The organism is Agrobacterium tumefaciens, from assembly GCF_005221325.1.
In the GTDB taxonomy this organism is placed as follows: domain Bacteria; phylum Pseudomonadota; class Alphaproteobacteria; order Rhizobiales; family Rhizobiaceae; genus Agrobacterium.
In genome coordinates, this window is the sequence record NZ_CP039889.1 from 1,492,061 (window position 1) to 1,515,124 (window position 23,064).

A 23,064-nucleotide genomic window follows, 5' to 3' on the forward strand; every position below is an offset into this window, starting at 1 on the left:
ATAAAAATGCCGCCTGTCGGAAATCTATTGAAAAACAGCATCTTAATTCAAGTCGGCAATCCGCCGTCTAAGTCGGCGCAAACTGCCGACTTAACAGCTTTCGTCCACCGGAAATTTTCGGCGATGGAAGCGCGTGAAGTAGCTGTTCTCTATTTCTCGCTTGCCCTCTCAGACGACGAAACGCCTTATGCAGCAAGGTTTTTTGCCCGATGAGTGGACGCGCATATCAATGAGCAATCTTTGCCAGCAGAATGCGCGATAAATGGTTTGAAATGCGCGATTTCGGCCCGCCTTTGGACAGCCATTTGCAATCCTGTCCAGCCCCCGCGTTAGCGTATACGAGCGATTTCCCCTTATTTCACAAGCCTTTGTGAGTTCCTATGGCTGGATAGCTAGTGTCCAGAAGGTATTACCCCCCTACAGATAGGGCGAAACCTTCCCTCCGTCATGCCGGCCCTGAGCCGGTATCCAGCCAGCCCAAGTCCTTGGGCTGAAAGAATTTTTTCACCGTGCAGACGCACGTCGGCTGGATTCCGGCTCAAGGCCGGAATGACGGGGCGAGTTTTTTCGCGGGCGTGCCGGACTTATCGCCAGCCGAGAGCCGGCGCCACCTGCTTCAGGATCGTCTCGATCACATGGGCATTGTAATCGACGCCCAACTGGTTCGGCACGGTCAGGAGCAGCGTATCGGCCTCGGCGATGGCCTCATCGGCCTTCAGCTGTTCGATCAGCTTTTCAGGCTCGGCGGCATAGCTGCGCCCGAAGATTGCGCGCGTCTTGTCGTCGATATAGCCGATCTTGTCGTCGCCTTCATTGCCGTAACCGAAATAGGACCGGTCGCGATCATTAACGAGCGCGAAGATGCTGCGGCTGACCGAAACGCGTGGTTCACGCGTATGACCGGCTTCTTTCCAGGCTTCCCGGAAGGTGCGGATCTGCTGCGCCTGCTGGACATGGAAAGGCTCACCCGTTTCGTCCGTCTTCAGGGTGGAGCTTTGCAGGTTCATGCCAAGCTTTGCCGCCCATACCGCCGTTGAATTGGAGCTAGAGCCCCACCAGATGCGCTCGCGCAGCCCCTCGGAATGGGGTTCCAGACGCAAAAGGCCGGGTGGGTTCGGGAACATCGGCCGTGGGTTCGGCTCAGCGAAACCTTCGCCCTTCAGAAGTTCGAGGAAGACCTCGGTGTGCTGGCGCGCCATGTCTTCTTCGCTCTGACCCTCGGCCGGGCGATATCCGAAATAACGCCAGCCATCGATCACCTGCTCCGGCGAACCGCGGCTGATGCCGAGTTGCAGGCGCCCGCCGGCGATGAGGTCTGCCGAGCCGGCATCCTCCACCATGTAGAACGGGTTTTCATAACGCATGTCGATGACGCCGGTGCCGATCTCGATCTTCTTCGTGCGGGCGCCGACGGCGGCCAGAAGCGGGAAGGGCGAGGCCAGCTGGCGGGCGAAATGGTGCACGCGGAAATAGGCGCCATCGGCCCCCAGTTCTTCCGCAGCCACGGCGAGGTCGATCGATTGCAGCAGGGTGTCGGCCGCGGAGCGGGTCTGCGACTGGGGCGAGGGCGTCCAGTGGCCGAAGGATAAAAATCCGATCTTTTTCATGATGACCTTCCAGATGTCGGAGGATGCCGGTTTTTACAAACCGGCTTCGTGTTGTCAGTCATATAGGCAGCCATGCGCATCCTCCAATCCGCCACCCGTAGACACGGTGTCGCCGAAATGTGAACGATGGCCGTGTCAGGCGATCGACTTGCGATCGAGGATGAAGAGATTTTCATGCGCACGCGCGGTGGTGAGAATGAAATCCATCAGCGAGCGCACGCGGGGCACGTTGGCAAAATCTTGATGGCTGGTCAGCCAATAACCGCGCCGCAGCTCGACATCGCCTGGTAGCACCATCTGCAAATCCGGAAAGCGCGCGGCGATGAAGTTCGGCAGGATGCAGAGGCCACGGCCGCTCAGCGTGGCGGTCAGCTGCGCGAAAATGCTCGAGGACTGGAAGTTGGGGCGCAGGCCGGGCCACACGTCGCGCATGTAATCTAGGCCGGGCGAGAAGATCAGGTCCTGCACGTAACCGATGAAGAAATGATTCGGCAGATCCTCACGCCGGGTAATTTTCGGGTGGCCAGCAAGATAGGAGCGCGAGGCATAGATATGCAGCGTGTAATCGATGATCTGTTCGTTGATATAGGGGCCGGCTTTCGGCGGATCGAGCGTTACGGCCACATCGGCCTCTTTCCGCGACAATGCCATGATCTGCTGGATCGTCACCATTTCCAACATGATGTGCGGATGGGTGATGGCGAAGTCTTTCAGCCTTTCCACGAAGAAAAAATTGGAAAAACCTTCCGGAGCGCTGAGGCGCACCACGCCGCGCAGCAGGCTGCCGCTTTCGGAAATATCCGATTGCAGCCGTTCCGCCTCCGCCTCGATGCGCTCGACGGTATCCACCAGCCGCCGTCCCACTGTCGTCAGCTCGTAACCGCGCGGGTTTCTCTCGAACAGCTTGGTTTTAAGCGAGAATTCCAGCCGGTCGATATGGCGGGAGACGGTGGCGTGGCTGGTGCGCAGGCTGCGGGCCGCCGATGAGAGCTGTCCGGTGCGGGCCACGGCCAGGAAATATTGCAGGTCGTCCCAGGTGAAAGGGGTGGCCATATTTGTCTCCCATCAAGAGTTCTGTTCAAAAATGAACAGTTCCTGTTCGCAATTTGATGATGCCCGGCTCTTGTGTCAACGGCCGAATTCGAGAAGTCTAGGCTCAGGATGCATCGCTTTGAGGAGGGCGGTGCGGCCATTCGGGTGCAACGGTTTCGTTCACCGTTGCACAGACAATCTGAGGCTCGCAATCATCTCTGGGAGGAGAAGTCATGCGCAAGAGTATCGTTTTATCCACGGCCATGGCACTGGCCGCCGGCACCGCCGCTTATGCCGCCGAGATTTCGGACGGCAAGGTCAAGATCGGTATCCTGAACGACCAATCGGGCGTCTACGCCAACTTCGGCGGCAAATACTCTTATGAAGCCGCGAAGATGGCGGTTGAGGATTTCGGCGGCAAGGTGCTGGGTGCGCCGGTCGAGGTGGTGACGGCCGACCATCAGAACAAGGCGGATGTGGCGTCCAACATTGCCCGCCAATGGTACGACACCGAGCAGGTCGATTCGATCATGGAACTGACCTCGTCGTCGGTGGGCCTTGCCGTGCAGGCGCTCTCGAAGGATAAGAAGAAGATCACCGTCAATACCGGCGCGGCAACCACCGAGCTCACCGGCAAACAGTGCAGCCCCTATGGTTTCCATTGGGCCTATGATACCTATTCGCTGGCAGTCGGCACCGGCGGCGCGCTCGTCAAGCAGGGCGGCGACAGCTGGTTCTTCCTGACTGCCGACTATGCTTTCGGTTATTCGCTGGAAGAAAACACCGCGAATTTCGTCAAGGCCAATGGTGGCAAGGTGTTGGGGTCCGTGCGGCATCCGCTGGCGACGACGGATTATTCCTCGTTCCTGTTGCAGGCGCAGTCATCAGGCGCGAAGGTCATCGGTCTTGCCAATGCCGGCCTCGACACCTCCAACGCCATCAAGCAGGCGGCCGAATTCGGCATCGTCGCCGGCGGCCAGCGGCTTGCGGCGCTTCTCTTCACGCTTGCCGAAGTGCACGGTCTCGGTCTTGAGGCAGCGCAGGGCCTGACGCTGACGGAAGGTTTTTACTGGGACCGTGACGATGAATCCCGCAAATTCGGTGAGCGTTTCAAGGAACGCACCGGCGCCATGCCGAACATGGTGCATACCGGCACCTATTCCGCCGTGCTGCATTATCTGAAAGCCATCGAAAAGGCCGGCACCGACGATGCAGACGCCGTCGCCAAGGCCATGAAGGAAATGCCCGTCAACGACGTCTTTGCCAAGGATGGCCATGTAGCCGCCAATGGTCGGATGATTCACGACATGTACCTCATGGAAGTGAAGAAGCCGGATGAGAGCAAGCAGCCGTGGGATTATTACAAGGTGCTTGCCACCATCCCCGGCAAGGAAGCCTTCATGGACCCCGCAAAAAGCGGTTGCCCGCTGGTGACGCAATAAAAGACTGACGCAATAAAGGGGAAAGTTTCATGACGATCGCTCCCGCCCCCGCCGGGCAGGCTGAACCCCGCGTCGTTCTTTCGGCGCGTGGTCTCAGCAAAACCTTCGGCGCATTCGCGGCCGTGAAAAACGTCGATCTCGACGTCCACCATGCCCGCGTTCATGCGCTGATCGGCCCAAACGGCGCCGGCAAGACTACGGTCTTTAATCTGTTGACCAAGTTTCTCCAGCCGACGGGCGGAGCGATCACCTTCATGGGAACGGATATAACAAGGACGCCACCGGACAAGGTGGTGCGTCTCGGCCTCGTCAGGTCTTTCCAGATATCGGCGGTGTTTCCGCATCTGACGGTTCTGGAAAACGTACGGGTTGCGTTGCAGCGTCCGAATGGCCTTGCAACGCAGTTCTGGTTGCCGCTCTCCTCTCTCGACAGGCTGAATGCCCGCGCCGAGGAGCTGATCGCCATGGTCGGTCTGGTCAGGGAAAAACATGCGCTTGCGGCCGATCTGTCTTACGGCCGCAAGCGTGTTCTGGAAATCGCCACCACGCTGGCGCTCGATCCGAAGGTTCTGCTGCTGGATGAGCCGATGGCCGGCATGGGTGGGGAAGACGTCTCCCATGTCGCCGAACTCATCCGCGAGGTGGCAAAGACACGCGCGGTGCTGATGGTCGAACATAATCTGAAAGTCGTGGCCGATATCTGCCACCACGTCACGGTTCTGCAGCGCGGTGAAATTCTGGCGGAGGGCGATTACGCCGCCGTTTCCGCTGATCCGCGCGTGCGCACGGCCTATATGGGCACGGAGGAGGCTTGATATGGCGGCAATGCTCGAAGTCTCCAACCTGAAATCCTGGTATGGCGAAAGCCAGGCCCTGCACGGCGTCGACCTGACCGTCGGCGAAGGCGAAACCATCACCATTCTCGGGCGCAACGGTGTCGGCAAAACCACGACGTTGCGCACCATCATGGGCATCATCCGCAACCGCAAAGGCGTGATCAAACTCGGTGGCAAGGATATGATGCCGGTGCCGCTGCATCGCACGGCGAAATACGGCATTGGTTTCGTACCGGAAGAGCGCGGCATATTCGCGACGCTGAGTGTCGAGGAAAACCTGAAGCTGCCGCCCGTGGTCGCCTCCGGCGGCATGACGCTCGATGAAATCTATGAATTGTTCCCCAATCTCCATGAGCGCCGCACCAGCCCCGGCACCAAGCTTTCCGGCGGCGAGCAGCAGATGCTGGCCATGGCGCGCATCCTGCGCACCGGGGTGAAGGTGCTGTTGCTTGACGAACCGACCGAGGGGCTTGCACCCGTTATCGTGCAGCGCATTGGCGAGGTGCTGCAAAAGCTGAAGAGCCGCGGCATGACCGTGGTTCTGGTCGAGCAGAATTTCCGTTTCGCCAGCCGCATCGCCGACCGCTTCTACCTGATGGATCACGGCCAGATGGTCAGCAATTTCCCGGTGGGCGAGCTTTCCGGCCGCATGGGCGAACTTAATAAAGTGCTGGGGGTTTAACGATGACGATGATCTTCGGCATTCCAATTCAGGCCCTGCTCGGGCAATTGTTGATCGGCCTCATCAACGGCTCGTTTTACGCCTTGCTGTCGCTCGGCCTTGCCGTCATTTTCGGCCTGCTGCGCGTCATCAACTTTGCGCATGGCGCGCAATATATGCTCGGCGCTTTTGTCGCCTTCCTCGGCCTGCAATATTTCGGCATCAATTTCTGGGCGGCGCTCGTCGTGACGCCGCTCGTCGTTGCGCTTTTCGGCGCGATCGTTGAACGCTTCCTGCTGTCGCGGCTTTATGATCTCGATCCGCTTTACGGTCTGCTTTTCACCTTCGGCCTGGCGCTGGTGGTGGAAGGCACGTTCCGCTGGCTTTATGGCGCGGCCGGCCAGCCCTATTCGGTGCCGCGCGAGCTTGCCGGCGGCACCAATCTTGGCTTCATGTTCCTGCCGAATTATCGCGCCTTCGTTGTCGTCATTTCACTGGTCGCCTGCCTTGCCACCTGGGCGCTGATCGAAAAAACCCGGCTTGGTTCCTATCTGCGGGCGGCGACGGAAAACCCGACGCTGGTGCAGGCTTTCGGCATCAACGTCCCGGTGCTCCTGACGCTGACCTACGCATTGGGTGCCAGCCTTGCAGGCTTCACCGGCGTGCTGGCAGCACCCATCTATCAGGTCTCGCCGCTGATGGGCACCAACCTCATCATCGTCGTCTTCGCCGTGGTGGTCGTCGGCGGCATGGGGTCGATCATGGGGGCCATCGTCACCGGTTACATGCTCGGCATCGCCGAAGGTCTGACCAAGGTGTTTTACCCTGAGGCCTCCAACATCGTCATCTTCGTCATCATGGCCTTTGTGCTGCTCATCCGCCCCGCCGGACTTTTCGGAAAGGACGCCTGATATGTCCAAAGCCACCCATAGCCCCACCGCCGGAGCGATGCCGCAGACGGAAGTTTCCGCGACTGCCGGCACCATCAAGACTGTCCTCATTGTTGCGGGGCTTGCCGTCCTCATCGCCGCGCCGATGTTCGTTTATCCGATCTTTCTGATGAAGCTCCTGTGCTTTGCGCTGTTTGCCTGCGCCTTCAATCTGTTGATCGGTTACACCGGGCTGCTGTCCTTCGGCCATGCGGCGTTTTTCGGCGGTGCCGCCTATTTCACCGCCTATTCGGTGAAAGAATGGGGCGTGACGCCGGAGATCGGTCTTGTCATCGGCATGGCGGGTGCGGCCCTTCTCGGTCTCGTCATCGGCTTTTTCGCCATCCGCCGCCAGGGCATCTATTTCGCCATGATCACGCTGGCGCTTTCGCAGATGTTCTATTTCTTCTGCCTTCAGGCACCGTTTACCCATGGCGAGGATGGCTTGCAGGGCGTGCCGCGCGGCCACCTCTTCGGCCTTCTCGATCTTAACGCGCCGCTCAACATCTACTACACGGTGCTGGCATTTTTCGTGCTCGCTCTTCTGATCATCTGGCGCTTCGTCAATTCGCCTTTCGGCATGATCCTGAAATCCATCCGTGAAAACGAGCAGCGCGCCATTTCGCTGGGCTACAGTGTGCAGCGCTACAAGCTCGGTGCTTTCGTCATGTCGGCGGCGCTTGCCGGTCTTGCGGGCGGGCTGAAGGCGCTGGTCTTCCAGTTTGCGACGCTGACCGACGTCACCTGGCAGATGTCCGGCGAGGTCATTCTGATGACGCTGCTCGGCGGCATCGGCACGATGATCGGCCCGATCTTCGGCGCGGGCCTCGTCGTCACCTTGCAGAACTATCTCGCGACATCGGATTTTCCGGTCACCATCATTACCGGCCTTGTGTTCATGGCCTGCGTTCTGGTGTTCCGGCGCGGTTTGATCGGCGAGTTTTACGCGTCGCGGCTTGGGAGAAAACTCGGCTTCCAGCACCGCGGCTAGACATTTTTGAAAACACTGGAAAAGGCCACCCCCGCGTCAGGGACGACGCGGCAAGGGTGGCGTATGGAGAAGAGCATGGGGGACTATGACTATATCGTCATCGGAGCGGGGAGTGCCGGATGCGTTCTCGCCAACCGCCTTTCGAAGGATCCGAACAACCGCGTCCTGCTTTTGGAAGCCGGCGGCAATGACAATTACCACTGGATCCATATTCCCGTCGGTTATCTCTATTGCATCAACAATCCGCGCACGGACTGGTGTTTCAAGACGGCGGAAGAGCCGGGGCTCAACGGCCGCGCGCTGATCTATCCGCGCGGCAAGGTTCTGGGTGGCTGCTCCTCCATCAACGGCATGATCTATATGCGTGGTCAGGCGCGCGACTATGACGTCTGGCGCCAGCTGGGCTGCGAGGGCTGGGGCTGGAGCGACATCCTGCCCTATTTCCTGAAGTCGGAGGATTTTTACCGCGGCAAGAACGACATGCATTCCAGCGGCGGCGAATGGCGGGTGGAGAAAGCCCGCGTGCGCTGGGATGTGCTTGATGCCTTCCAGAAGGCGGCAGGCGAAGCCGGCATTCCCGCGACCGACGATTTCAACCGGGGCGACAATGAGGGTGCGGGTTATTTCGACGTCAACCAGCGTTCGGGCTGGCGCTGGAATACGGCCAAGGCGTTTCTGAAGCCGGCACTCGGCCGCAAGAATCTTACGGTTCTGACCAAGGCGCATGTCAAGCGCCTGATCATCGAGGAGGGCCGCGTTACGGGCGTCGAATTTCACCATGACGGCGTCCTGAAAAAGATGCGTGCACGGCGCGAGACAGTGCTGTCAGCCGGGGCGATCGGCTCACCGCATATTCTGGAGCTTTCCGGTGTCGGCCGTGGCGACGTGCTTCAGGCCGCCGGTATCGACACCGTGGCGGAAGTTCAGGGCGTGGGCGAGAACCTGCAGGACCATCTGCAATTGCGCATGGTTTATAAGGTCTCCGGCGTCCTGACGCTGAATGAACGGGCCTCCACCCTGTTCGGCAAGGCGCGGATCGGCCTTGAATATGCGCTGACGCGCTCCGGGCCGATGTCGATGGCGCCGAGCCAGCTTGGTGTTTTCACCCGTTCTTCGCCGGAAAAGGAAACCGCCGATCTGGAATATCATGTCCAGCCGGTTTCACTCGACAAGTTCGGTGATCCGGTTCACACTTTTCCGGCCATTACCGCGAGTGTCTGTAATCTGCGGCCGGAAAGCCGGGGCTCAGTGCATGTGAAAGGACCGGATTTCGCCATGCAGCCGGAAATCCGCCCGAACTATCTTTCCACCGAAGGCGACCGCCAGGTGGCAATTGATTCCATGCGGCTGACGCGTCGCATCGTCGCCCAGCCGGCGTTTTCCCGCTTCAACCCGCAGGAATACCGGCCCGGTCCGTCGTTCGAAAACGACAATGATCTCGCCAAGGCGGCGGGCGATATCGGCACCACCATCTTCCACCCCGTCGGCACGCTGCGCATGGGGTCGGATACGGAGAGCGTTGTCGATGCGCGGCTGAAACTCCGCAGGCTTGCGGGGCTGCGCGTTGCCGACGCCTCGGTGATGCCGCGCATCACCTCCGGAAACACCAATTCCCCGACGATCATGATTGCCGAAAAGGCCGCCGACATGATCCTTGCGGATAATCGCTGAAAGGAGCGCTCCGATGAAGACCGTCGCTTTTCTCGGGCTGGGACATATGGGCCTGCCGATGGCCGCCAATCTCGTCAAGGCGGGTTACACCGTCAGGGGTTACGACCTTTCCGAAGCCTGCCGTGCGGCGGCGAAGGAGGCCGGCATTCCCGTGGCAGTGGATTCTGCCGAAGCGACCGACGCGGCGGAAGTGATCATCACCATGTTGCCGAAGGGTGAACATGTCGTTTCGGTCTATGGCGATCTGGTTCGAAAGGTCTCCGCTGGAACGCTGCTTATCGATTGCTCGACGGTGGATATGGAAAGCGCGCTGAAAGCGCATGACCTTGCCGCTTCCGCCGGTTGCCCCTCGGTCGATGCCCCCGTTTCCGGCGGCACGGGTGGCGCGGCAGCCGGCACCCTGACCTTCATGTGCGGCGGCGAGGCGGAGGCTTTCTCGGCGGCAAAGCCGGTGCTGGAGGCGATGGGCAAGAAGATCGTGCATTGCGGCAAGGGCGGTAATGGTCAAGCGGCGAAGATCTGCAACAACATGATCCTCGGCATTTCCATGATCGCGGTTTCAGAAGCCTTCGTGCTCGGTGAAAAGCTTGGGCTTTCGCATCAGGCGCTGTTCGATGTTGCCTCCACTTCCTCGGGGCAATGCTGGTCGCTCACCACCTATTGCCCAGTGCCGGGGCCGGTGCCGACATCGCCTGCCAACAAGGACTACCAACCGGGTTTTGCTGCGGCCTTGATGCTGAAGGATCTGAAATTGTCGCAGGCAGCGGCCAATGGCACGGGTGTTTCCACTCCGCTTGGGGCTGCGGCATCGGCGCTTTATGAAAACTTCGTCGGCGAAGGTGGCGGTGAGCGCGATTTTTCCGCCATTGTCGAAATGCTGCGCGGAGGCGAAGCATGATGGAGGCCATGCCATCAGATATTCTGTGGGCGCCGTCGCGGGAAAGGCGGGAGCGCTCGGCGCTTTTTGCATTCGCGGCGAAAACCGCGCCGCTGCACGGGCTGGCCGCCGATGATTATGCGGGTATGTTGCGGTGGTCCATCGACGCCCCGGATGAATTTTACGATGCGCTATGGGATGAGCTCGGCATTATCGGTACGCGCGGCGAAGCGGCATTCAAACCCGGCGCGACGATCCGGGACGCCGAGTTTTATCCGGGCGCACGGCTCAATTATGCGGAAAATCTGCTGCGCGATGCCGATGAGCGGCTCGCCATCATCGCCCATCGCGATGATGGCACACGGCGCGAGATAAGCCGCAAAGAGCTTTATGACGACGTGTCCCGCATGGTGCAGGCGCTCGTTCATGCGGGTGTGCAGGAGGGCGACCGCGTCGGCGCCATCGTCACCCATGATATCGAGGCGATTGTCAGCTATCTGGCCGTGAGCGCTATCGGAGCCATCTGGTCCTCCTGCTCGCCGGATTTCGGCCCGGCGGGTGCCTCCGACCGCCTGTCGCAGATCGACCCGAAAGTCCTCCTCGCCGTGCCGGAATATGGTTATGCCGGCAAACGCATCGATGTCGGCCCGACTATCCGCGCCGTGGCGGAAAGTGCGAGGCCTGAAAAGATCGTGCTGATCGGCGACGCCGTTCCCGCTGGCCTTGCCGATCTCCGCTGTGTGAAGCTCGCGGATTTCGTCGCGCCATATGCGGCGGGTGAGATTGCCTTCAACCGTCTGCCTGTGAAGGCGCCGCTGGCCATCCTTTATTCCTCGGGCACAACAGGCAAGCCGAAATGCATCACCCATTCCGGCGGCGGTCTGCTTCTTCAGCACATGAAGGAGCTGAAACTGCAATGCGATATTCAGGAGGGTGAACGCTTCTTCTATTTCACCACCTGCGGCTGGATGATGTGGAACTGGCAGGTCTCCGGTCTGGCACTCCGCGCGACGCTTGTTACCTATGACGGTAACCCGGGCTATCCAAATCCTGCGCGGCTGATCGATCTCATCGATGCCGAACGGATCGAGACCTTTGGAACCTCGGCCAAGTTTATCGATGCCTGCCTGAAGGCAGGCTTGAAGCCGCGCGAAAGCCACGATCTTTCATCGCTCAGAACGATCCTCTCCACCGGCTCGCCGCTCATTCCACAATCCTTCGATTACATCTATCGCGACTGGAAGGCGGATGTGCATCTCGCCTCGATTTCCGGCGGCACGGATATCTGCGCCTGTTTCCTCGGCGGTAATCCGCTGCAGCCGGTCCATCGCGGTGAATTGCAGGGCGCGATGCTCGGCATGGATATCGATACGCTCGATGATGAAGGCCGCTCCGTTCCCGGCGTTGCCGGTGAACTCGTCTGCCGTAATGCCCATCTCTCCATGCCGGTCAAATTCTGGGGCGATGAGGATGGCTCGCGCTATCAGGCCGCCTATTTCGATCGTTTCCCCGGCATCTGGGCGCATGGCGATTTTGCCGAACTGCGTCCGTCCGGCGGTTATGTCATCCATGGGCGTTCGGACACGACGCTCAATCCCGGCGGGGTGCGTATTGGCACGGCTGAGATATATCGGCAGGTGGAAACCGTGCCTGATGTCGAGGAGGCCATTGCCGTCGGGCAGGATATTGACGGAGACCAGCGGGTCATCCTCTTCCTGCGCATGAAGGGTGGTGCCACCCTCACGGAAGAGCTGGAAAAGATCATCCGCAGCCGCATCCGTTCGGGCGCCACGCCGCGGCATGTGCCGGCGCGGATCATCGCCGTCGGCGCCATTCCCCGCACCCGTTCGGGCAAGATTTCCGAAATCGCGGTGCGCGATACCATTCATGGCCGACCGGTGAAGAATGCCGATGCGCTCGCCAATCCGGAATCGCTCGAACTTTTCCGCAACCTGCCGCAGCTGAAGGACTAGGCCGATGGAGGATCAACCGAAAACCGTGCTGGTCACGGGTTCCACCAGCGGCATCGGGCTCGCCATCGCCAAACGTTTTGCCGAAGCCGGGTTTCTGGTCGCGGTGCATGGCGTGGAGACGACGGAGGAGGGCGCTCAGGCCCTTGAAGCGGTTGCGAAAGTGGCGCGGCATCGGCCGGTCTATTTTTCCGCCAATCTCGCCCATTATGACGAGAGCGCGCAGCTACCGGATGCCGTCATCGCCGAATTCGGCCATATCGATGTGCTGGTCAACAATGCGGGCATCCAGAAGGTCGCGCCGATCGACGAATTCGATTTTGCCGATTTTTCTCGCATCGCCGCGATCTCGCTCGACAGCGCTTTCCATACGATCCATGCGGCTCTGCCGGGCATGAAGGAAAGGGGCTGGGGCCGCATCGTCAACATCGCGTCTGCGCATGGATTACGCGCCTCGCCCTTCAAGGGACCTTATGTGGCGACCAAACATGCGGTGGTGGGGCTGACGAAAAGCGTCGCGCTGGAAGTGGCCGAGCTTGGCATCACCTGCAATGCCATCTGCCCCGGTTATGTCTGGACCCCGCTTGTCGCCGCTCAGGTTGCAGATCAGGCGCGGGTGCATGGCATGAGCGAAGAGGAGGTGGTGAAGAAGGTGATGCTTGCCCCACAGCCGACCAGACGGTTCGTTCAGCCGGAGGAAGTGGCGGAAATGGCGCTTTATCTTGCAGGCGATATGGCGCGCTCCATCACCGGCACGACGATTTCCATCGATGGCGGCTGGACCGCGAAATAATTTTCACGCACTCGTCTTTAGCGAACCGTCTCGCCTCCTTCCCGTATTGTTAGGCGATTTCAATCCTATATAGTTTTCATGGACAGCGGGGTCAGCGCGACGTTCACGGAAAAGCGGCATGATGAACACAGGGTCTTTGGAAGCGCCGCTGGCGCGATCGCGCTTCGATACGCGCCGCCTGCATTACCCATCGGCGTCTTGAACGCGCCATGGATTTCCTGCGGGCACCGCAATCGGGCCATATGACGATTGCCGATGTGGCCGCTGCCTATGGTTTCACCAATCCGGAAAATTTCAGCCGCGCCTTCAAAAAGACCTTTGGCCTTTCACCGCGCCAGATGCGGCATTTCGAGTCGGAAAACCGTGACGTCACGTCGGATATTATAAAACCGGACAGTGAGGAATGGACGCGCTGGATCGTGTAGCTGGGTCGCTGATCCTGATCGGTTGGGTCCGACCTGACACTTTATGACGGTTTGTTGGCACAATCCGACCATTCGCTGCAGTTGCGCTGCAACGGGGATGCGCGTGGGCGTTCGGCATGCCAGACTGCGCATATTATTTTTACAGAATATATTGCCTGATGATCATGATGCTGAGAATGCCTGCTTTTCTGGACCTGTTGACCTTCTGGCGCGCATGGCGCCGCGTGGTGAAAAGATACCTTTCCTTTGTCAATTCCGGCTCCGAATTTCGGAGCATGACACCACCCTTGCCGTTGGCGAGTTCCGACAGTGTCGCAGACTATCCGTCGGAAATGGGTGAGGACGAAGCCCGGCAGCCGGTCTCCTGGCTCGGTCTCGGGCAAAGCTTCAGCGCGGTGGATGTGGCGGATTGTGACGGTTCAAACCGATCCCGTTTGCCGGTCGAGTGCGGTTAAGGCCGCTCTTCTGCTTCTGGAACAAAACCGTGACCCCGGGATTAAATCCTAAAGGGTTAGAGGAGTGAAAGACATGGGCAGAGAAAACGCCAGCTATCTCCACGGTCAGGATGCGCCGAAAAGCGAGACCGCCACGCGCGCGCGGCAAGGATCAAGGGGACGCCCCGTCCTCGTCATTCTGATCGTCAGCGTATTGCTTGCACTGATCGTGTGGGCTGTCGTCGAATATTCGGTTTTCGAACCCGACGAGAACCTGCCGCAGAACCCGCAGACCGAGACCGCACCGGTGCCGCAGCAGCCGTCGGGATCAGGCACGTTCGACAACAATCCTGCCAATGGCCGCGCCGCACCACCAGCATCGACCGACACCAACCCCACGCCGCAGGATTCGACCGGGGCACCGCAAAATCCATAACCATGGCGTGAAATTCTCATGATGAGAATTTGTATGGAACCAGATTGCGCCCGATTTCATTTCACACAAAGTGACAGGAATCGGGGGTTTCATTCATGGCAGTCACGGTCACTGCAGTCATTCTCACTCTGATCGGCCTTGCGCTGTTCGGTCTCGGCTCTCAGCTCGTCATGTTGGGCGGGAGCTTTTATTATGTCCTTTCCGGGCTGGCCTTCCTGTTGACGGCCGTTCTGCTGTTCAAGCGCAATCGCGCCGCCCTTCACGTCTATGCTCTCTTCATCGTCGCAACGCTCGCCTGGGCGATCTGGGAAGTCGGTTTCGACTGGTGGCAGCTTGGACCGCGCGGCGGCATCATCATCGTCATCGGTCTTTGGCTGCTGGTGCCATGGGTCAGAAAACCGCTCGGTTTTTCCAGCCCGACGGGGCTCAGCTATGGCCCGAATGCCTGGCCGCTGGCGCTGTCCGTTCTCGCCTCCATTGTGGTCGCGGGATATTCCATGGCGCAGGACCCGCATGATCAGCCGGGTTCGCTTCCGCAGGAGACGGCGTCTGCGGCACCGGTCTATGGCGGCGATGTGCCTGATGGTGAGTGGCATCAATATGGCCGCACGCCCTATGGCCAGCGTTATTCGCCGCTGACCCAGGTGAATGTCGACAATGTCTCTCAGCTGAAGGAAGCCTGGCGTTATCAGACGGGTGACGTAAAGCTGCCTGACGATGTGGGCGAAACCACCTATCAGGTCACGCCGCTCAAGATCGGCAATACGCTTTACATCTGCACACCGCATAATTGGGCGATCGCCATCGACGCCGCCACCGGCAAGGAGAAATGGAAATACGACCCCAATGTCGGTCTCAATCCGGACCGCCAGCACCAGACGTGCCGTGGCGTTTCCTATTATGCAGAGCCGAATGCCGCTGCCGGCACGGCCTGCGCCGAGCGTGTGTACCTGCCGACTTCGGACGCGCGGTTGATCGCGCTTGATGCGGCCACCGGTCAGGTCTGCACCTCCTTTGCAGATCAGGGCGTGCTGCATCTTGAACAGGGCATGAAATACAATCCCGCCGGCTATTATTATTCGACCTCGCCGCCGGTCATCGCTGCGGGCAAGATCATCATCGGTGGTGCGGTAAACGACAACTATTCCACGCAGGAACAGTCGGGCGTCATCCGTGCTTTTGATGTGAATAGCGGCGCGCTCATCTGGAACTGGGATTCCGGCAATCCGCAAAAGACCGAGCCGATCGCGGCGGGTGAGACCTATACGACCAACTCGCCCAACAGCTGGTCGGTGCTGAGCTATGACGAAGGTCTCGGCCTCATTTACGTCCCGCTCGGCAATCAGGTTCCGGACCAGCTCGGCATGGGCCGCAGCGAAAATGTGGAGAAATACTCCTCCTCGATTGTCGCGCTCGATATCAATACGGGCAAAGACCGCTGGGTGCGCCAGACGGTCCATCACGATCTCTGGGACATGGACGTGCCGGCCCAGCCGGTACTGCTCGACATCACCAAGGATGGCCAGACGGTTCCCGCCCTCGTTGGCCCCACCAAGCAGGGTGATATCTATGTGCTGGATCGGCGCTCGGGTGAGCCGCTTTTGCCGATCACGGAAGAACCGGCACCGACCGGCGCCATTCCCGAGGACTTCACCTCCCCGACGCAGCCGACGACGGCGCTGTCCTTCAAGCCGGAGCCGCTGAAGGAAAAGGACATGTGGGGCGTCTCCATGTTCGACCAGCTCGCCTGCCGCATCCGCTTCCATCAGCTGAACTACAAGGGTCGCTATACGCCGCCTTCGCTCAACGGCTCGATCATCTATCCCGGCAATTTCGGCACGTTCAACTGGGGCAGCGTTGCGGTCGATCCCGAGCGTCAGGTGATGTTCGGCATGCCGACCTATCTCGCTTTCACCTCGCAGCTCGTGCCGCGTGCCGAGATTCCGCCGAAGGGACAGGACGAAAAGGGCAGCGAGCAGGGCCTCAACCGCAATGACGGCGCACCCTATGGTGTCTTCATGGGACCGTTCCTTGGTCCGCTGAAAATCCCCTGCCAGGCGCCGCCATGGGGTTATGTCGCGGGTGCCGATTTGCGGACCGGCGATATCGCCTACAAGCACAAGAACGGCACGGTCTATGACATGACGCCGCTGCCGCTGCCCTTCAAGGTGGGCGTGCCGGGTATTGGCGGGCCGATGATCACCAAGGGCGGTGTCGCCTTCCTCGGTGCAGCCGTCGACAACTATCTGCGCGCCTATGATCTCACCACTGGCAAGCAGCTCTGGGAAGCGCGTCTGCCGGCCGGCGGTCAGGCAACGCCCATGACCTATTCGCTTGAAAACGGAAAGCAATATGTGGTGATGGTCGCAGGCGGCCACGGTTCGGTTGGAACCAAGCCTGGTGATTACGTGATCGCTTATACGCTGCCGTAAGGTCCTCGGGCTTTCACGCACAAAAAAACCGGAATGGGTGACCATTCCGGTTTTTGTTTTGGGGCCGCGCGCCTTACGCCGCCTTTTTCTCCGCAGCGGCATTGACCGAGGTCTTGGCAAGCATGGTCAGCGCCTCGTCGGTCTTTGTCTCTTCCTTGAGCGTGGCATCCAGCAGCGAGACCGCCTTCGTGTGGCCCAGCTTTTCCGCCCAGGCTTTCAGCGTGCCGTAGCGGGCGATCTCATAGTGCTCGACCGCCTGTGCCGAGGAAACGAGACCGGCATCGAGTGCTGGCGTGCCCTTGAAATCGTCGATGATCTCTTCACCTTCTGCGATGATGCCCTGAATGGCTTCACAGGTCTTGCCCTGTGCCCGCTTGCCAATGATCTCGAACACCTCCTGCAGGCGTTCGACGTGGCCCTGGGTTTCTTCCTTGTGCTTTTCAAAAGCCTGTTTCAGCTTCGGGTCGGTTGCTGCCCGGGCCATTTTCGGCAGGGCTTTCAGGATTTGCCTTTCGGCATAATAGATATCCTTCAGCGTATCGTAAAACAGGTCGTCGAGTTTCTTCTCGGCCATTGTTCCTTCTCCCATGAAGTGAATGGATGACGTGCGCTCATGCGCACCGGAAACAAACTTTTTACCGGTCCTATGGTTCCGGGTTGGTTGTGCGCAACGTTTATATTGCACGCGCGGAACAAACCCGCCTTTGCGAACTTAGTGTGAGCAAATCCGGGAGGAGTGCGATAATGCCCCAAAGTCTGGCAGAAGAATTTTCCATGAATATTTCCATCCCCTTCGAGGTGCTGCTGGTGCGCGTGTTCGGCGCGGTCATCCTGTGCGGCCTTATCGGTCTGGAGCGGGAATTCCATAAGAATACCGCCGGTCTGCGTACCAACATGCTGATCGGCCTTGCCGCAGTCACCTTCTGCATCATCACCATCCACATGATGGAAACGATGGCGGAAGGCCATGAGGCGGCGCGGCTCGATCCCATCCGGCTGGTGGAAGCCGTGACGGCAGGCATCGCCTTTCTTGCGGCGGGCGTGGTCGTTTATACCAGAGGCAATGTCAAAGGCCTGACGACCGGCGCCAGCATGTGGCTGTCTGCGGCAATCGGCCTTTCCGCCGGTCTCGGCATGTGGCCACTCGCCCTTGTTGCCGCGGGCGCCGGTATCGTTGTCCTGTGGACGCTCCGCCGCCTGCAGGTGGCGGCCGGCATCAAGGATGATTGAAGCGTATCAGCCGAAGCGGAAGAGATCGGCGTCGGGATCCTTGCCGCCATTGACGGCGGCCGCCACGATTTCGGCGGCGATCTGGCTGAAGGTGATGCCATTGCCGCCGAAGCCCATCACGGCATAGACGTTTTTCATGCCCGGCACCGCGCCGATCAGCGGCAGGCCGGTGGTGGTGGTGCCGAAGGCGGCCGCCCAGCGATAGTCCGGCTCGTCCATATCGATGCCGAGAAGCTTTTCGATCTTGCGGCGGATCGTCTGCGCCTTGTCGGCCAGTTTGCGCTCCGACTGGTAGGAGGTGGAATTTTCCTCATCCTCACCTCCGGCGATCACCCGCCCGTCGCGGTCGGTGCGCAGGTAGAGATAGGGATCGGACGCTTCCCAGACGATATGGCTCTCCAGCCAGCCGGGTAGATCGAGCCCCTTTTTGCTCGCCAACGCCCAGGTGGAAATGATCTGGTGTTTCGGGCTCTCCAGTATTTTCAGGAATTCATAGCCGGTGCAGAAGACGACGTTGCGTGCGGAAAGGATTTTGCCGTCGGCGGTCGCTAGGACCACCTCGTCGCCGAGATTTCTGAGATCGGTAATCTCAAGCTTCGAGACGATTTCAGCGCCTGCGGCCGCCGTATGGCGCAGCAGGCCGGCCGTCAGCTGCGCCGGATTGGCTGAGGCCGAGATGTCGCTGAGGATGGCGGCGGTACGATTGAGGCCATATTGCTCTCGCAATTCCCCGGTGGAGAGGAAGCGGGCTTCGATGCCGGCCTCTTCGCGCGCGGCCGCTTCGGCTTTCAATGCGCGCGATCCCATTTCGTCTCCGGCGAGATAAAGCGCCTGTTTGCGTTTCATGCTGCAGGAAATGCCGAGCGAAGAAACGATTTCCTCCAGACGCAGGACGGCGCGGGCGGAACGCTGCCATGCGCTGTCGGCGGCATCCTTGCCGATCATCTTTCTGAGTTCCGTCAGGGGCGTGTCGATCTCGTGCTGTATCATCGCCGTGCTGGCCACACTGCTGCCCATGACCGGTTCGCGCCGGTCGATGATGAGCGTCGTCTGTCCCGACCTGTGCAGGGCATGGGACACTAGCGCGCCGCTGATGCCGGCCCCGACGACGATCGTGTCGTAATGGTTGGTGGCCGGTGTATGCCTGCTGCGGACACCGATGCGTGGGCTATCGGCCCATATCGGCTTTGAATCCCTGAGATCGCGTTCTTTCGTCAGTTCCGATGTCGGCATGAAAATGTCCTGAAAGGCGTCTCTACCCGGTCGCCGGCGATATTAAGGGGGCCATGGGCAGGGCGAATAACAATGCGCGCGATGCTACGCGTGCGACCGATCAGAATCTGTCTGACACCGTCATCATTCCCATATTTTCGATTGGCCACTGCCGCCATGGCGCCCCCTGATGTGGAGGTATAACGCAACGGCGTTTTTCCGGTTCCGTCCGTTTGTTTTACGCGAGCCTGCCCGCTGCGCCTGGTGTCAGAACGGGTTCGTCATTGAAGGCCACGAGGCATCCCCCTCGGAGGACGACCGCTGTTGACGATCACAGCTCGACTACGGACGAGAGCCGCTACTTTGTCGGTTATTTCAAGCAGTTGCAAAACCCTTACAACCGGGCCATGAAATGAATTGCCTGAAGATCGCCTTTCACGAAACCGTTTCAAGGATCGCCCATGCCGATTGTCGAAAGCTTGCCTCCCTTGTCGCTGAATGGGCCGCTGTGGATTCGCCTGCGCCAGCAGGAGGAACTGCGCAAGGTGATGCTTGAGCGGCGTTTCGACGAGGTCGAACGTCTTTTGGCGGAACTGGAAGAGGCATGGTGGCAAGCCGATGCCGTTCCGGACGATCGCTACACCTTTCTTGCAACCAGCTCCGCCCTGTTCGACAATGCGGGTGTCGATGCGGCCCTGCGGCTTGAACTATTGAATGAGTGGGTTCGATCCCACCCTGCCTCCTACCATGCGCATATGATTTCCGGTGAATATTACTTTCGCCGGGCCTGCGATATCCGCACGGCGTCGTGGGCATCGGAGGTTGGGGAAGATCAGTGGATCGCCGCGCATATGGCCTGCATCGACGCAGCCGAATATCTGTTGAAGGCAATGGCGCTGTCCCAGAGGCCGGCGGTCGCCTGCGAAACCATGATGCAGATCTGCCAGTATCTCGGCCAGCCGGATTTCATCGATGCGCTGTTTGACGGCGGGCCGGTTCAAAACACCATGCAACGGGATGAATTCGAGGCGGATATTTACGAGGCGGCTTGCGCCCAGCTTGCAAGGTACGGGCTGAAACCGCCCGGCATCGCCACCGCAACGCTTCCTGTTTCCGCGCCGCCGGTAGAGGAGGGAGATCTTCAAAATCCCGGTTATTACTGGCTGCGTTATTGCCTTTCGTTCAAGCCCGGCTGGGGGGATGTGCTTGCGGAATATGCGCAATATCTGAGCGCACGCTGGGGCGGTTCGGAAGGTGAGGTTGAAAAATTCGCGTCCAGCCCCCTGTGCTCGCAATTGAGCGAAAAGGAACGCAACGCTGTCCGCTGGCCAGGCGTTCACGATACGCTGACAATTCCTGATTATCCCGAGCCGGACGATGTTCGAGGCGCTGCGGAGCGGAAGAAAAAATTCGAACAATGGCTGTTGCGAGACCTTCCCGATCGGCTGCGGTTCATTGCTCTCGGCAAATATGCCAACTTTACGCACTATTCCCTGCAGGATGCGGAACTGGCGCATCGGCGCCATGTCGAATCTGTCCGCTATCTGAGAGAGCCGGGAACATATCCCGGCGTGGACGGGCCGTTCCGGGACTTCACCAACCTGATGTTGATCCACCATGTCGAGGATGTGGAAGGCGCCTATGCGCGGGTGCTGGAAACTGCCGTGCGCCGTTTCGATGAACCGACGATGCTGACCATGGGGGCCTTTGCCTGGCAGTTCGGCATGTGGGGCATAGAGGCGGACCCCGTGATCGCCACGCGTTTGATCGACCGGGCGGCGGCGCTTGCACCGCTTTACGAGCCGGATGAATTCACGCCGATGCATGCCTGCCGGATGATCTGGGACGGTGGCTTCCAGGACGAGTCGGCTTATCTCACGCGTGCCTTTGCGGAGAGACGTGTCTATGGGGCTGCGGCCAGCATGTATGATATCGTCAGGGGCACCCGGGATGATGCCAAACCGCATCTGCTTGACGTGGGCCAGGCGGATCACTGGCTTGAGCGAGCCGTCGAGGAAGGGGACCCGGTTGCGTTCTACAACTACGCCTGGCAGCTTGAAAATGTTCAAAAAGCCGATCTGACGATCCGCGCAAACTTCGAACGGGTTCGCAACCTCTATGTCGGGGCAATGCATGGGGGCGTGGAGCTATCCGCGATCAAGGTGGCAAGTGTCAGCCGCCGGCATGGAACGCCGGAGGAAAAGCAGCAGGCCGTTGCCAACATGAAATCCCTTGTTGGTCACGACGACGATCATCTTGCCGGCGAAGCCTATGGTGAGGTCGTCCTCGCCTATAAATACGGCGATGGCGTTCCTAAGAGCGAGTTTGTCGCCATGCAGTGGTTTGATCGATACAAGGAGCTTTTCCCCGATCATTCGTCACTCGATTGGATGGAAACGCAGATTTACGGTTCGGGCGGCTGGCAAATGGCCGGGCGGGCGATCCGCGCTTTCTTCGGCAACAAACTTTCCAGTGACCATTTACCGCCGAAGTTAGGGCCATGACATTCCCTCCATGGGAGGGGTTAGTGCGATCGGGTTTTTCCGGTTCTGTGGCTCTCATTTTGCAGGGTCGATGAGAGCAATGCCGAATTCCCTGTTATAACTGCGCCGCAGTTCTGCGGGCGTTTCGCGAATGACCACCTCCAGAGTAGGACGCACCACGCCCTTCAGAAAATGTCCGCCTCTTGTGGACCCGTCGGCAAAACCAAGAACCACATGCAGATGCGGATTGGGCACACCGTTCTCGTCCAGGGTAATGTCCCCCAGCAGGCTCAGAACTTCGCTTTGATCGGTGACCGGAATTTCACTGTAGTCCTGTGTGGACAGATCAAAAAAGGCCAGTGTTGCCGTAGCGAAGGCGCCAATCGCGGTGACCGAGGCGGCGTTGATATTCTCGGCCTTCGCAAAACGCCTGATGGCCTCGAAGGCTTCTTCCCCGGGATCGATGACGAGGATGAAGGTGCGCTCCGCGCCGCTTGCCAGCAATCTGCTTTTCATATCTTCCTCCCAAATAGAAATGCCGCCGGGAAACCGGCGGCATGGGGATGTGGTGCGTGCCTTAAGCGGCGCGACGTTCGTGGCGACCTTCCTCGACCTCTTCCACGATCTTGGCGACGAAGGCGTCGAGATCGTCAGGGCTGCGGGAGGTGATGATCCCCTTGTCGGTCACTACCTTTTCATCCTTCCAGTTGGCGCCGGCATTCTTGAGGTCGGTCTTGATCGACCAGTAAGAGGTGGCATCGCGGCCCCGCAGGGCATCCGCTTCGATGAGCAGCCACGGCGCATGGCAGATGGCCGCAACGACCTTGCCGGACGTGACGAAATCGCGGACCACCCGCATCGCATTTTCGTCATGGCGCAGAATATCCGGGTTTATCTGGCCGCCGGGGAGAACCAGCGCGTCAAAATCTTCCATTTTTACGGCCTTGGCGGAAAGATCGACGGTGATGCTGTCACCCCAGTCCTTTTTGTCCCAGCTCTTGATCTCGCCCTCCTTGATGGAAGCGATCTTCACATCTGCACCCTTGGCCTTCAGCTGATCATAGGGCACGCGCAATTCGGAACGCTCATAGCCGTCCGTTGCGAGAATGAGGATTTTTGCAGCGTTGATGGCAGTCATGTCTGTCTCCTTTGGGTTCAGTCATCCTTGTCGGAATTGATGGAGGGCAGGAAAAACTCCACGTCCTTGCGGCGCTCCGCATCGAGATTTTCGATATGCGTTTGCCAGAATCGCTCGGCTTCCGCCGGTTCGTGTTCCCATTGGCGCACGAAGGTCTTGTTGTCGTCGATCATCACCTGACGCGTGCCGCCAAGCCGCAGATATTCTTCCGCAAGTTTGCGCGTTTCGGTTTTTTCCATGTTGCGGCTCCTTATGGAGGGAAAGCGGGACGGAGGGACGCCGGATGGGTGAGAAGCTCGGCTGCCATTTCGTTGGCCACGGGGAGAAAACGGAAAAATCCCGGTGTTCTTCGGCACCATCGCGTCCGTTTGACACGGCGGCCCTCCTGTCTGAACAACGTCAGCTTTCCGGTATAGTTCCGCAGTTTTCCGAACGACTTTATCGGCTCGCGCAAATGAATAGTGC

The 23,064-nt window shown here is 59.5% G+C and carries 23 protein-coding genes; 16 read left to right on the plus strand and 7 right to left on the minus strand.

What is annotated here, in order from left to right; all coding sequences use genetic code 11:
• The first annotated feature begins 27 nt into the window (after positions 1-27).
• A complete protein-coding gene (locus CFBP5499_RS21815; RefSeq protein WP_130932538.1) occupies positions 28-213 on the plus strand; it encodes a hypothetical protein in 186 nt (61 codons plus the stop codon).
• A gap of 371 nt (positions 214-584) precedes the next feature.
• Here CFBP5499_RS21815 and CFBP5499_RS21820 read toward each other — a convergent pair whose 3' ends face one another.
• Entirely contained in the window at positions 585-1,607 is a 1,023-nt protein-coding gene (locus tag CFBP5499_RS21820) for an LLM class flavin-dependent oxidoreductase (protein ID WP_080828319.1), read from the minus strand.
• Positions 1,608-1,742: 135 nt separating this feature from the next.
• Entirely contained in the window at positions 1,743-2,660 is a 918-nt protein-coding gene (locus CFBP5499_RS21825) for a LysR family transcriptional regulator (RefSeq protein ID WP_080828318.1), read from the minus strand.
• A gap of 212 nt (positions 2,661-2,872) precedes the next feature.
• On the opposite strand from CFBP5499_RS21825, the gene CFBP5499_RS21830 reads away from it, so the two are divergent.
• The 13 genes from CFBP5499_RS21830 to CFBP5499_RS21890 all read left to right on the plus strand — a co-directional run bounded on the left by CFBP5499_RS21830 (position 2,873) and on the right by CFBP5499_RS21890 (position 16,536).
• A complete protein-coding gene (locus CFBP5499_RS21830; RefSeq protein ID WP_080828316.1) occupies positions 2,873-4,081 on the plus strand; it encodes an ABC transporter substrate-binding protein in 1,209 nt (402 codons plus the stop codon).
• A gap of 29 nt (positions 4,082-4,110) precedes the next feature.
• A complete protein-coding gene (locus tag CFBP5499_RS21835) occupies positions 4,111-4,896 on the plus strand; it encodes an ABC transporter ATP-binding protein (RefSeq protein ID WP_080828315.1) in 786 nt (261 codons plus the stop codon).
• 1 nt (position 4,897) lies between these two features.
• Complete coding sequence (locus CFBP5499_RS21840) at positions 4,898-5,599, plus strand: ABC transporter ATP-binding protein (protein WP_080828314.1); 702 nt, start codon at positions 4,898-4,900, stop codon at positions 5,597-5,599.
• A 2-nt stretch (positions 5,600-5,601) separates the two neighbouring features.
• On the plus strand, positions 5,602-6,489 hold the full coding sequence (locus tag CFBP5499_RS21845; protein WP_080828312.1) for a branched-chain amino acid ABC transporter permease: 888 nt from the start codon (positions 5,602-5,604) through the stop codon (positions 6,487-6,489).
• A 1-nt stretch (position 6,490) separates the two neighbouring features.
• Positions 6,491-7,498, plus strand: a complete 1,008-nt coding sequence (locus CFBP5499_RS21850) for a branched-chain amino acid ABC transporter permease (RefSeq protein WP_080828311.1) — start codon at positions 6,491-6,493, stop codon at positions 7,496-7,498.
• 75 nt (positions 7,499-7,573) lie between these two features.
• Positions 7,574-9,169 (plus strand): GMC family oxidoreductase, encoded by a 1,596-nt coding sequence (locus CFBP5499_RS21855; protein WP_080828309.1) that lies wholly within the window; start codon positions 7,574-7,576, stop codon positions 9,167-9,169.
• Between the two features lie 13 nt (positions 9,170-9,182).
• The gene (gene mmsB, locus CFBP5499_RS21860; RefSeq protein ID WP_080828308.1) at positions 9,183-10,067 is read left to right on the plus strand and encodes a 3-hydroxyisobutyrate dehydrogenase; all 885 of its coding nucleotides are present in this window, start codon (positions 9,183-9,185) and stop codon (positions 10,065-10,067) included.
• A complete protein-coding gene (locus CFBP5499_RS21865) occupies positions 10,064-12,019 on the plus strand; it encodes an acetoacetate--CoA ligase (protein ID WP_080828306.1) in 1,956 nt (651 codons plus the stop codon). The genes mmsB and CFBP5499_RS21865 overlap by 4 nt, the downstream gene beginning before the upstream one ends.
• A gap of 4 nt (positions 12,020-12,023) precedes the next feature.
• Positions 12,024-12,809 carry a 3-hydroxybutyrate dehydrogenase gene (locus CFBP5499_RS21870; RefSeq protein WP_080828305.1) on the plus strand — a complete coding sequence of 262 codons (786 nt, stop codon included), beginning with the start codon at positions 12,024-12,026 and terminating at the stop codon, positions 12,807-12,809.
• 182 nt (positions 12,810-12,991) lie between these two features.
• The gene (locus CFBP5499_RS21875) at positions 12,992-13,234 is read left to right on the plus strand and encodes a helix-turn-helix domain-containing protein (RefSeq protein WP_256387191.1); all 243 of its coding nucleotides are present in this window, start codon (positions 12,992-12,994) and stop codon (positions 13,232-13,234) included.
• Between the two features lie 275 nt (positions 13,235-13,509).
• Positions 13,510-13,689 carry a hypothetical protein gene (locus CFBP5499_RS30135; RefSeq protein WP_158523294.1) on the plus strand — a complete coding sequence of 60 codons (180 nt, stop codon included), beginning with the start codon at positions 13,510-13,512 and terminating at the stop codon, positions 13,687-13,689.
• 73 nt (positions 13,690-13,762) lie between these two features.
• Positions 13,763-14,104 carry a hypothetical protein gene (locus CFBP5499_RS21885; protein ID WP_080828303.1) on the plus strand — a complete coding sequence of 114 codons (342 nt, stop codon included), beginning with the start codon at positions 13,763-13,765 and terminating at the stop codon, positions 14,102-14,104.
• Positions 14,105-14,199: 95 nt separating this feature from the next.
• On the plus strand, positions 14,200-16,536 hold the full coding sequence (locus tag CFBP5499_RS21890; RefSeq protein WP_080828302.1) for a glucose/quinate/shikimate family membrane-bound PQQ-dependent dehydrogenase: 2,337 nt from the start codon (positions 14,200-14,202) through the stop codon (positions 16,534-16,536).
• A gap of 73 nt (positions 16,537-16,609) precedes the next feature.
• Here the strand turns inward: CFBP5499_RS21890 and CFBP5499_RS21895 are convergent, their stop codons facing one another.
• Positions 16,610-17,110, minus strand: coding sequence for a ferritin-like domain-containing protein (locus CFBP5499_RS21895; RefSeq protein WP_080828300.1), 501 nt, complete (start codon positions 17,108-17,110; stop codon positions 16,610-16,612).
• A 170-nt stretch (positions 17,111-17,280) separates the two neighbouring features.
• Between CFBP5499_RS21895 and CFBP5499_RS21900 the strand changes: the two genes are divergently transcribed.
• Entirely contained in the window at positions 17,281-17,766 is a 486-nt protein-coding gene (locus CFBP5499_RS21900; RefSeq protein ID WP_080828299.1) for an MgtC/SapB family protein, read from the plus strand.
• A gap of 6 nt (positions 17,767-17,772) precedes the next feature.
• Here the strand turns inward: CFBP5499_RS21900 and CFBP5499_RS21905 are convergent, their stop codons facing one another.
• On the minus strand, positions 17,773-18,999 hold the full coding sequence (locus tag CFBP5499_RS21905; RefSeq protein WP_080828297.1) for an NAD(P)/FAD-dependent oxidoreductase: 1,227 nt from the start codon (positions 18,997-18,999) through the stop codon (positions 17,773-17,775).
• 440 nt (positions 19,000-19,439) lie between these two features.
• Here CFBP5499_RS21905 and CFBP5499_RS21910 point away from each other — a divergent pair, with 440 nt between their 5' ends.
• Positions 19,440-21,482: a DUF4034 domain-containing protein gene (locus tag CFBP5499_RS21910; protein ID WP_080828295.1), complete on the plus strand. Its 2,043-nt coding sequence runs from the start codon at positions 19,440-19,442 to the stop codon at positions 21,480-21,482.
• A gap of 54 nt (positions 21,483-21,536) precedes the next feature.
• Here the strand turns inward: CFBP5499_RS21910 and CFBP5499_RS21915 are convergent, their stop codons facing one another.
• The 3 genes from CFBP5499_RS21915 to CFBP5499_RS21925 form a co-directional block, all read right to left on the minus strand.
• Positions 21,537-21,977: a PPC domain-containing DNA-binding protein gene (locus tag CFBP5499_RS21915; protein WP_080828293.1), complete on the minus strand. Its 441-nt coding sequence runs from the start codon at positions 21,975-21,977 to the stop codon at positions 21,537-21,539.
• Positions 21,978-22,038: 61 nt separating this feature from the next.
• The gene (locus CFBP5499_RS21920) at positions 22,039-22,599 is read right to left on the minus strand and encodes a type 1 glutamine amidotransferase domain-containing protein (protein ID WP_080828292.1); all 561 of its coding nucleotides are present in this window, start codon (positions 22,597-22,599) and stop codon (positions 22,039-22,041) included.
• 17 nt (positions 22,600-22,616) lie between these two features.
• Positions 22,617-22,838 (minus strand): hypothetical protein, encoded by a 222-nt coding sequence (locus CFBP5499_RS21925; RefSeq protein WP_077984959.1) that lies wholly within the window; start codon positions 22,836-22,838, stop codon positions 22,617-22,619.
• Positions 22,839-23,064: the final 226 nt, after the last annotated feature.

Coding starts and splice junctions, on each gene's coding strand:
- CFBP5499_RS21820 (WP_080828319.1), bottom strand. CDS start 1,607: ATGAAAAAGATCGGATTTTTATCCTTCGGCCACTGGACGCCCTCGCCC.
- CFBP5499_RS21825 (WP_080828318.1), bottom strand. CDS start 2,660: ATGGCCACCCCTTTCACCTGGGACGACCTGCAATATTTCCTGGCCGTG.
- CFBP5499_RS21830 (WP_080828316.1), top strand. CDS start 2,873: ATGCGCAAGAGTATCGTTTTATCCACGGCCATGGCACTGGCCGCCGGC.
- CFBP5499_RS21835 (WP_080828315.1), top strand. CDS start 4,111: ATGACGATCGCTCCCGCCCCCGCCGGGCAGGCTGAACCCCGCGTCGTT.
- CFBP5499_RS21840 (WP_080828314.1), top strand. CDS start 4,898: ATGGCGGCAATGCTCGAAGTCTCCAACCTGAAATCCTGGTATGGCGAA.
- CFBP5499_RS21845 (WP_080828312.1), top strand. CDS start 5,602: ATGACGATGATCTTCGGCATTCCAATTCAGGCCCTGCTCGGGCAATTG.
- CFBP5499_RS21850 (WP_080828311.1), top strand. CDS start 6,491: ATGTCCAAAGCCACCCATAGCCCCACCGCCGGAGCGATGCCGCAGACG.
- CFBP5499_RS21855 (WP_080828309.1), top strand. CDS start 7,574: ATGGGGGACTATGACTATATCGTCATCGGAGCGGGGAGTGCCGGATGC.
- mmsB (WP_080828308.1), top strand. CDS start 9,183: ATGAAGACCGTCGCTTTTCTCGGGCTGGGACATATGGGCCTGCCGATG.
- CFBP5499_RS21865 (WP_080828306.1), top strand. CDS start 10,064: ATGATGGAGGCCATGCCATCAGATATTCTGTGGGCGCCGTCGCGGGAA.
- CFBP5499_RS21870 (WP_080828305.1), top strand. CDS start 12,024: ATGGAGGATCAACCGAAAACCGTGCTGGTCACGGGTTCCACCAGCGGC.
- CFBP5499_RS30135 (WP_158523294.1), top strand. CDS start 13,510: ATGACACCACCCTTGCCGTTGGCGAGTTCCGACAGTGTCGCAGACTAT.
- CFBP5499_RS21885 (WP_080828303.1), top strand. CDS start 13,763: ATGGGCAGAGAAAACGCCAGCTATCTCCACGGTCAGGATGCGCCGAAA.
- CFBP5499_RS21890 (WP_080828302.1), top strand. CDS start 14,200: ATGGCAGTCACGGTCACTGCAGTCATTCTCACTCTGATCGGCCTTGCG.
- CFBP5499_RS21895 (WP_080828300.1), bottom strand. CDS start 17,110: ATGGCCGAGAAGAAACTCGACGACCTGTTTTACGATACGCTGAAGGAT.
- CFBP5499_RS21900 (WP_080828299.1), top strand. CDS start 17,281: ATGCCCCAAAGTCTGGCAGAAGAATTTTCCATGAATATTTCCATCCCC.
- CFBP5499_RS21905 (WP_080828297.1), bottom strand. CDS start 18,999: ATGCCGACATCGGAACTGACGAAAGAACGCGATCTCAGGGATTCAAAG.
- CFBP5499_RS21910 (WP_080828295.1), top strand. CDS start 19,440: ATGCCGATTGTCGAAAGCTTGCCTCCCTTGTCGCTGAATGGGCCGCTG.
- CFBP5499_RS21915 (WP_080828293.1), bottom strand. CDS start 21,977: ATGAAAAGCAGATTGCTGGCAAGCGGCGCGGAGCGCACCTTCATCCTC.
- CFBP5499_RS21920 (WP_080828292.1), bottom strand. CDS start 22,599: ATGACTGCCATCAACGCTGCAAAAATCCTCATTCTCGCAACGGACGGC.
- CFBP5499_RS21925 (WP_077984959.1), bottom strand. CDS start 22,838: ATGGAAAAAACCGAAACGCGCAAACTTGCGGAAGAATATCTGCGGCTT.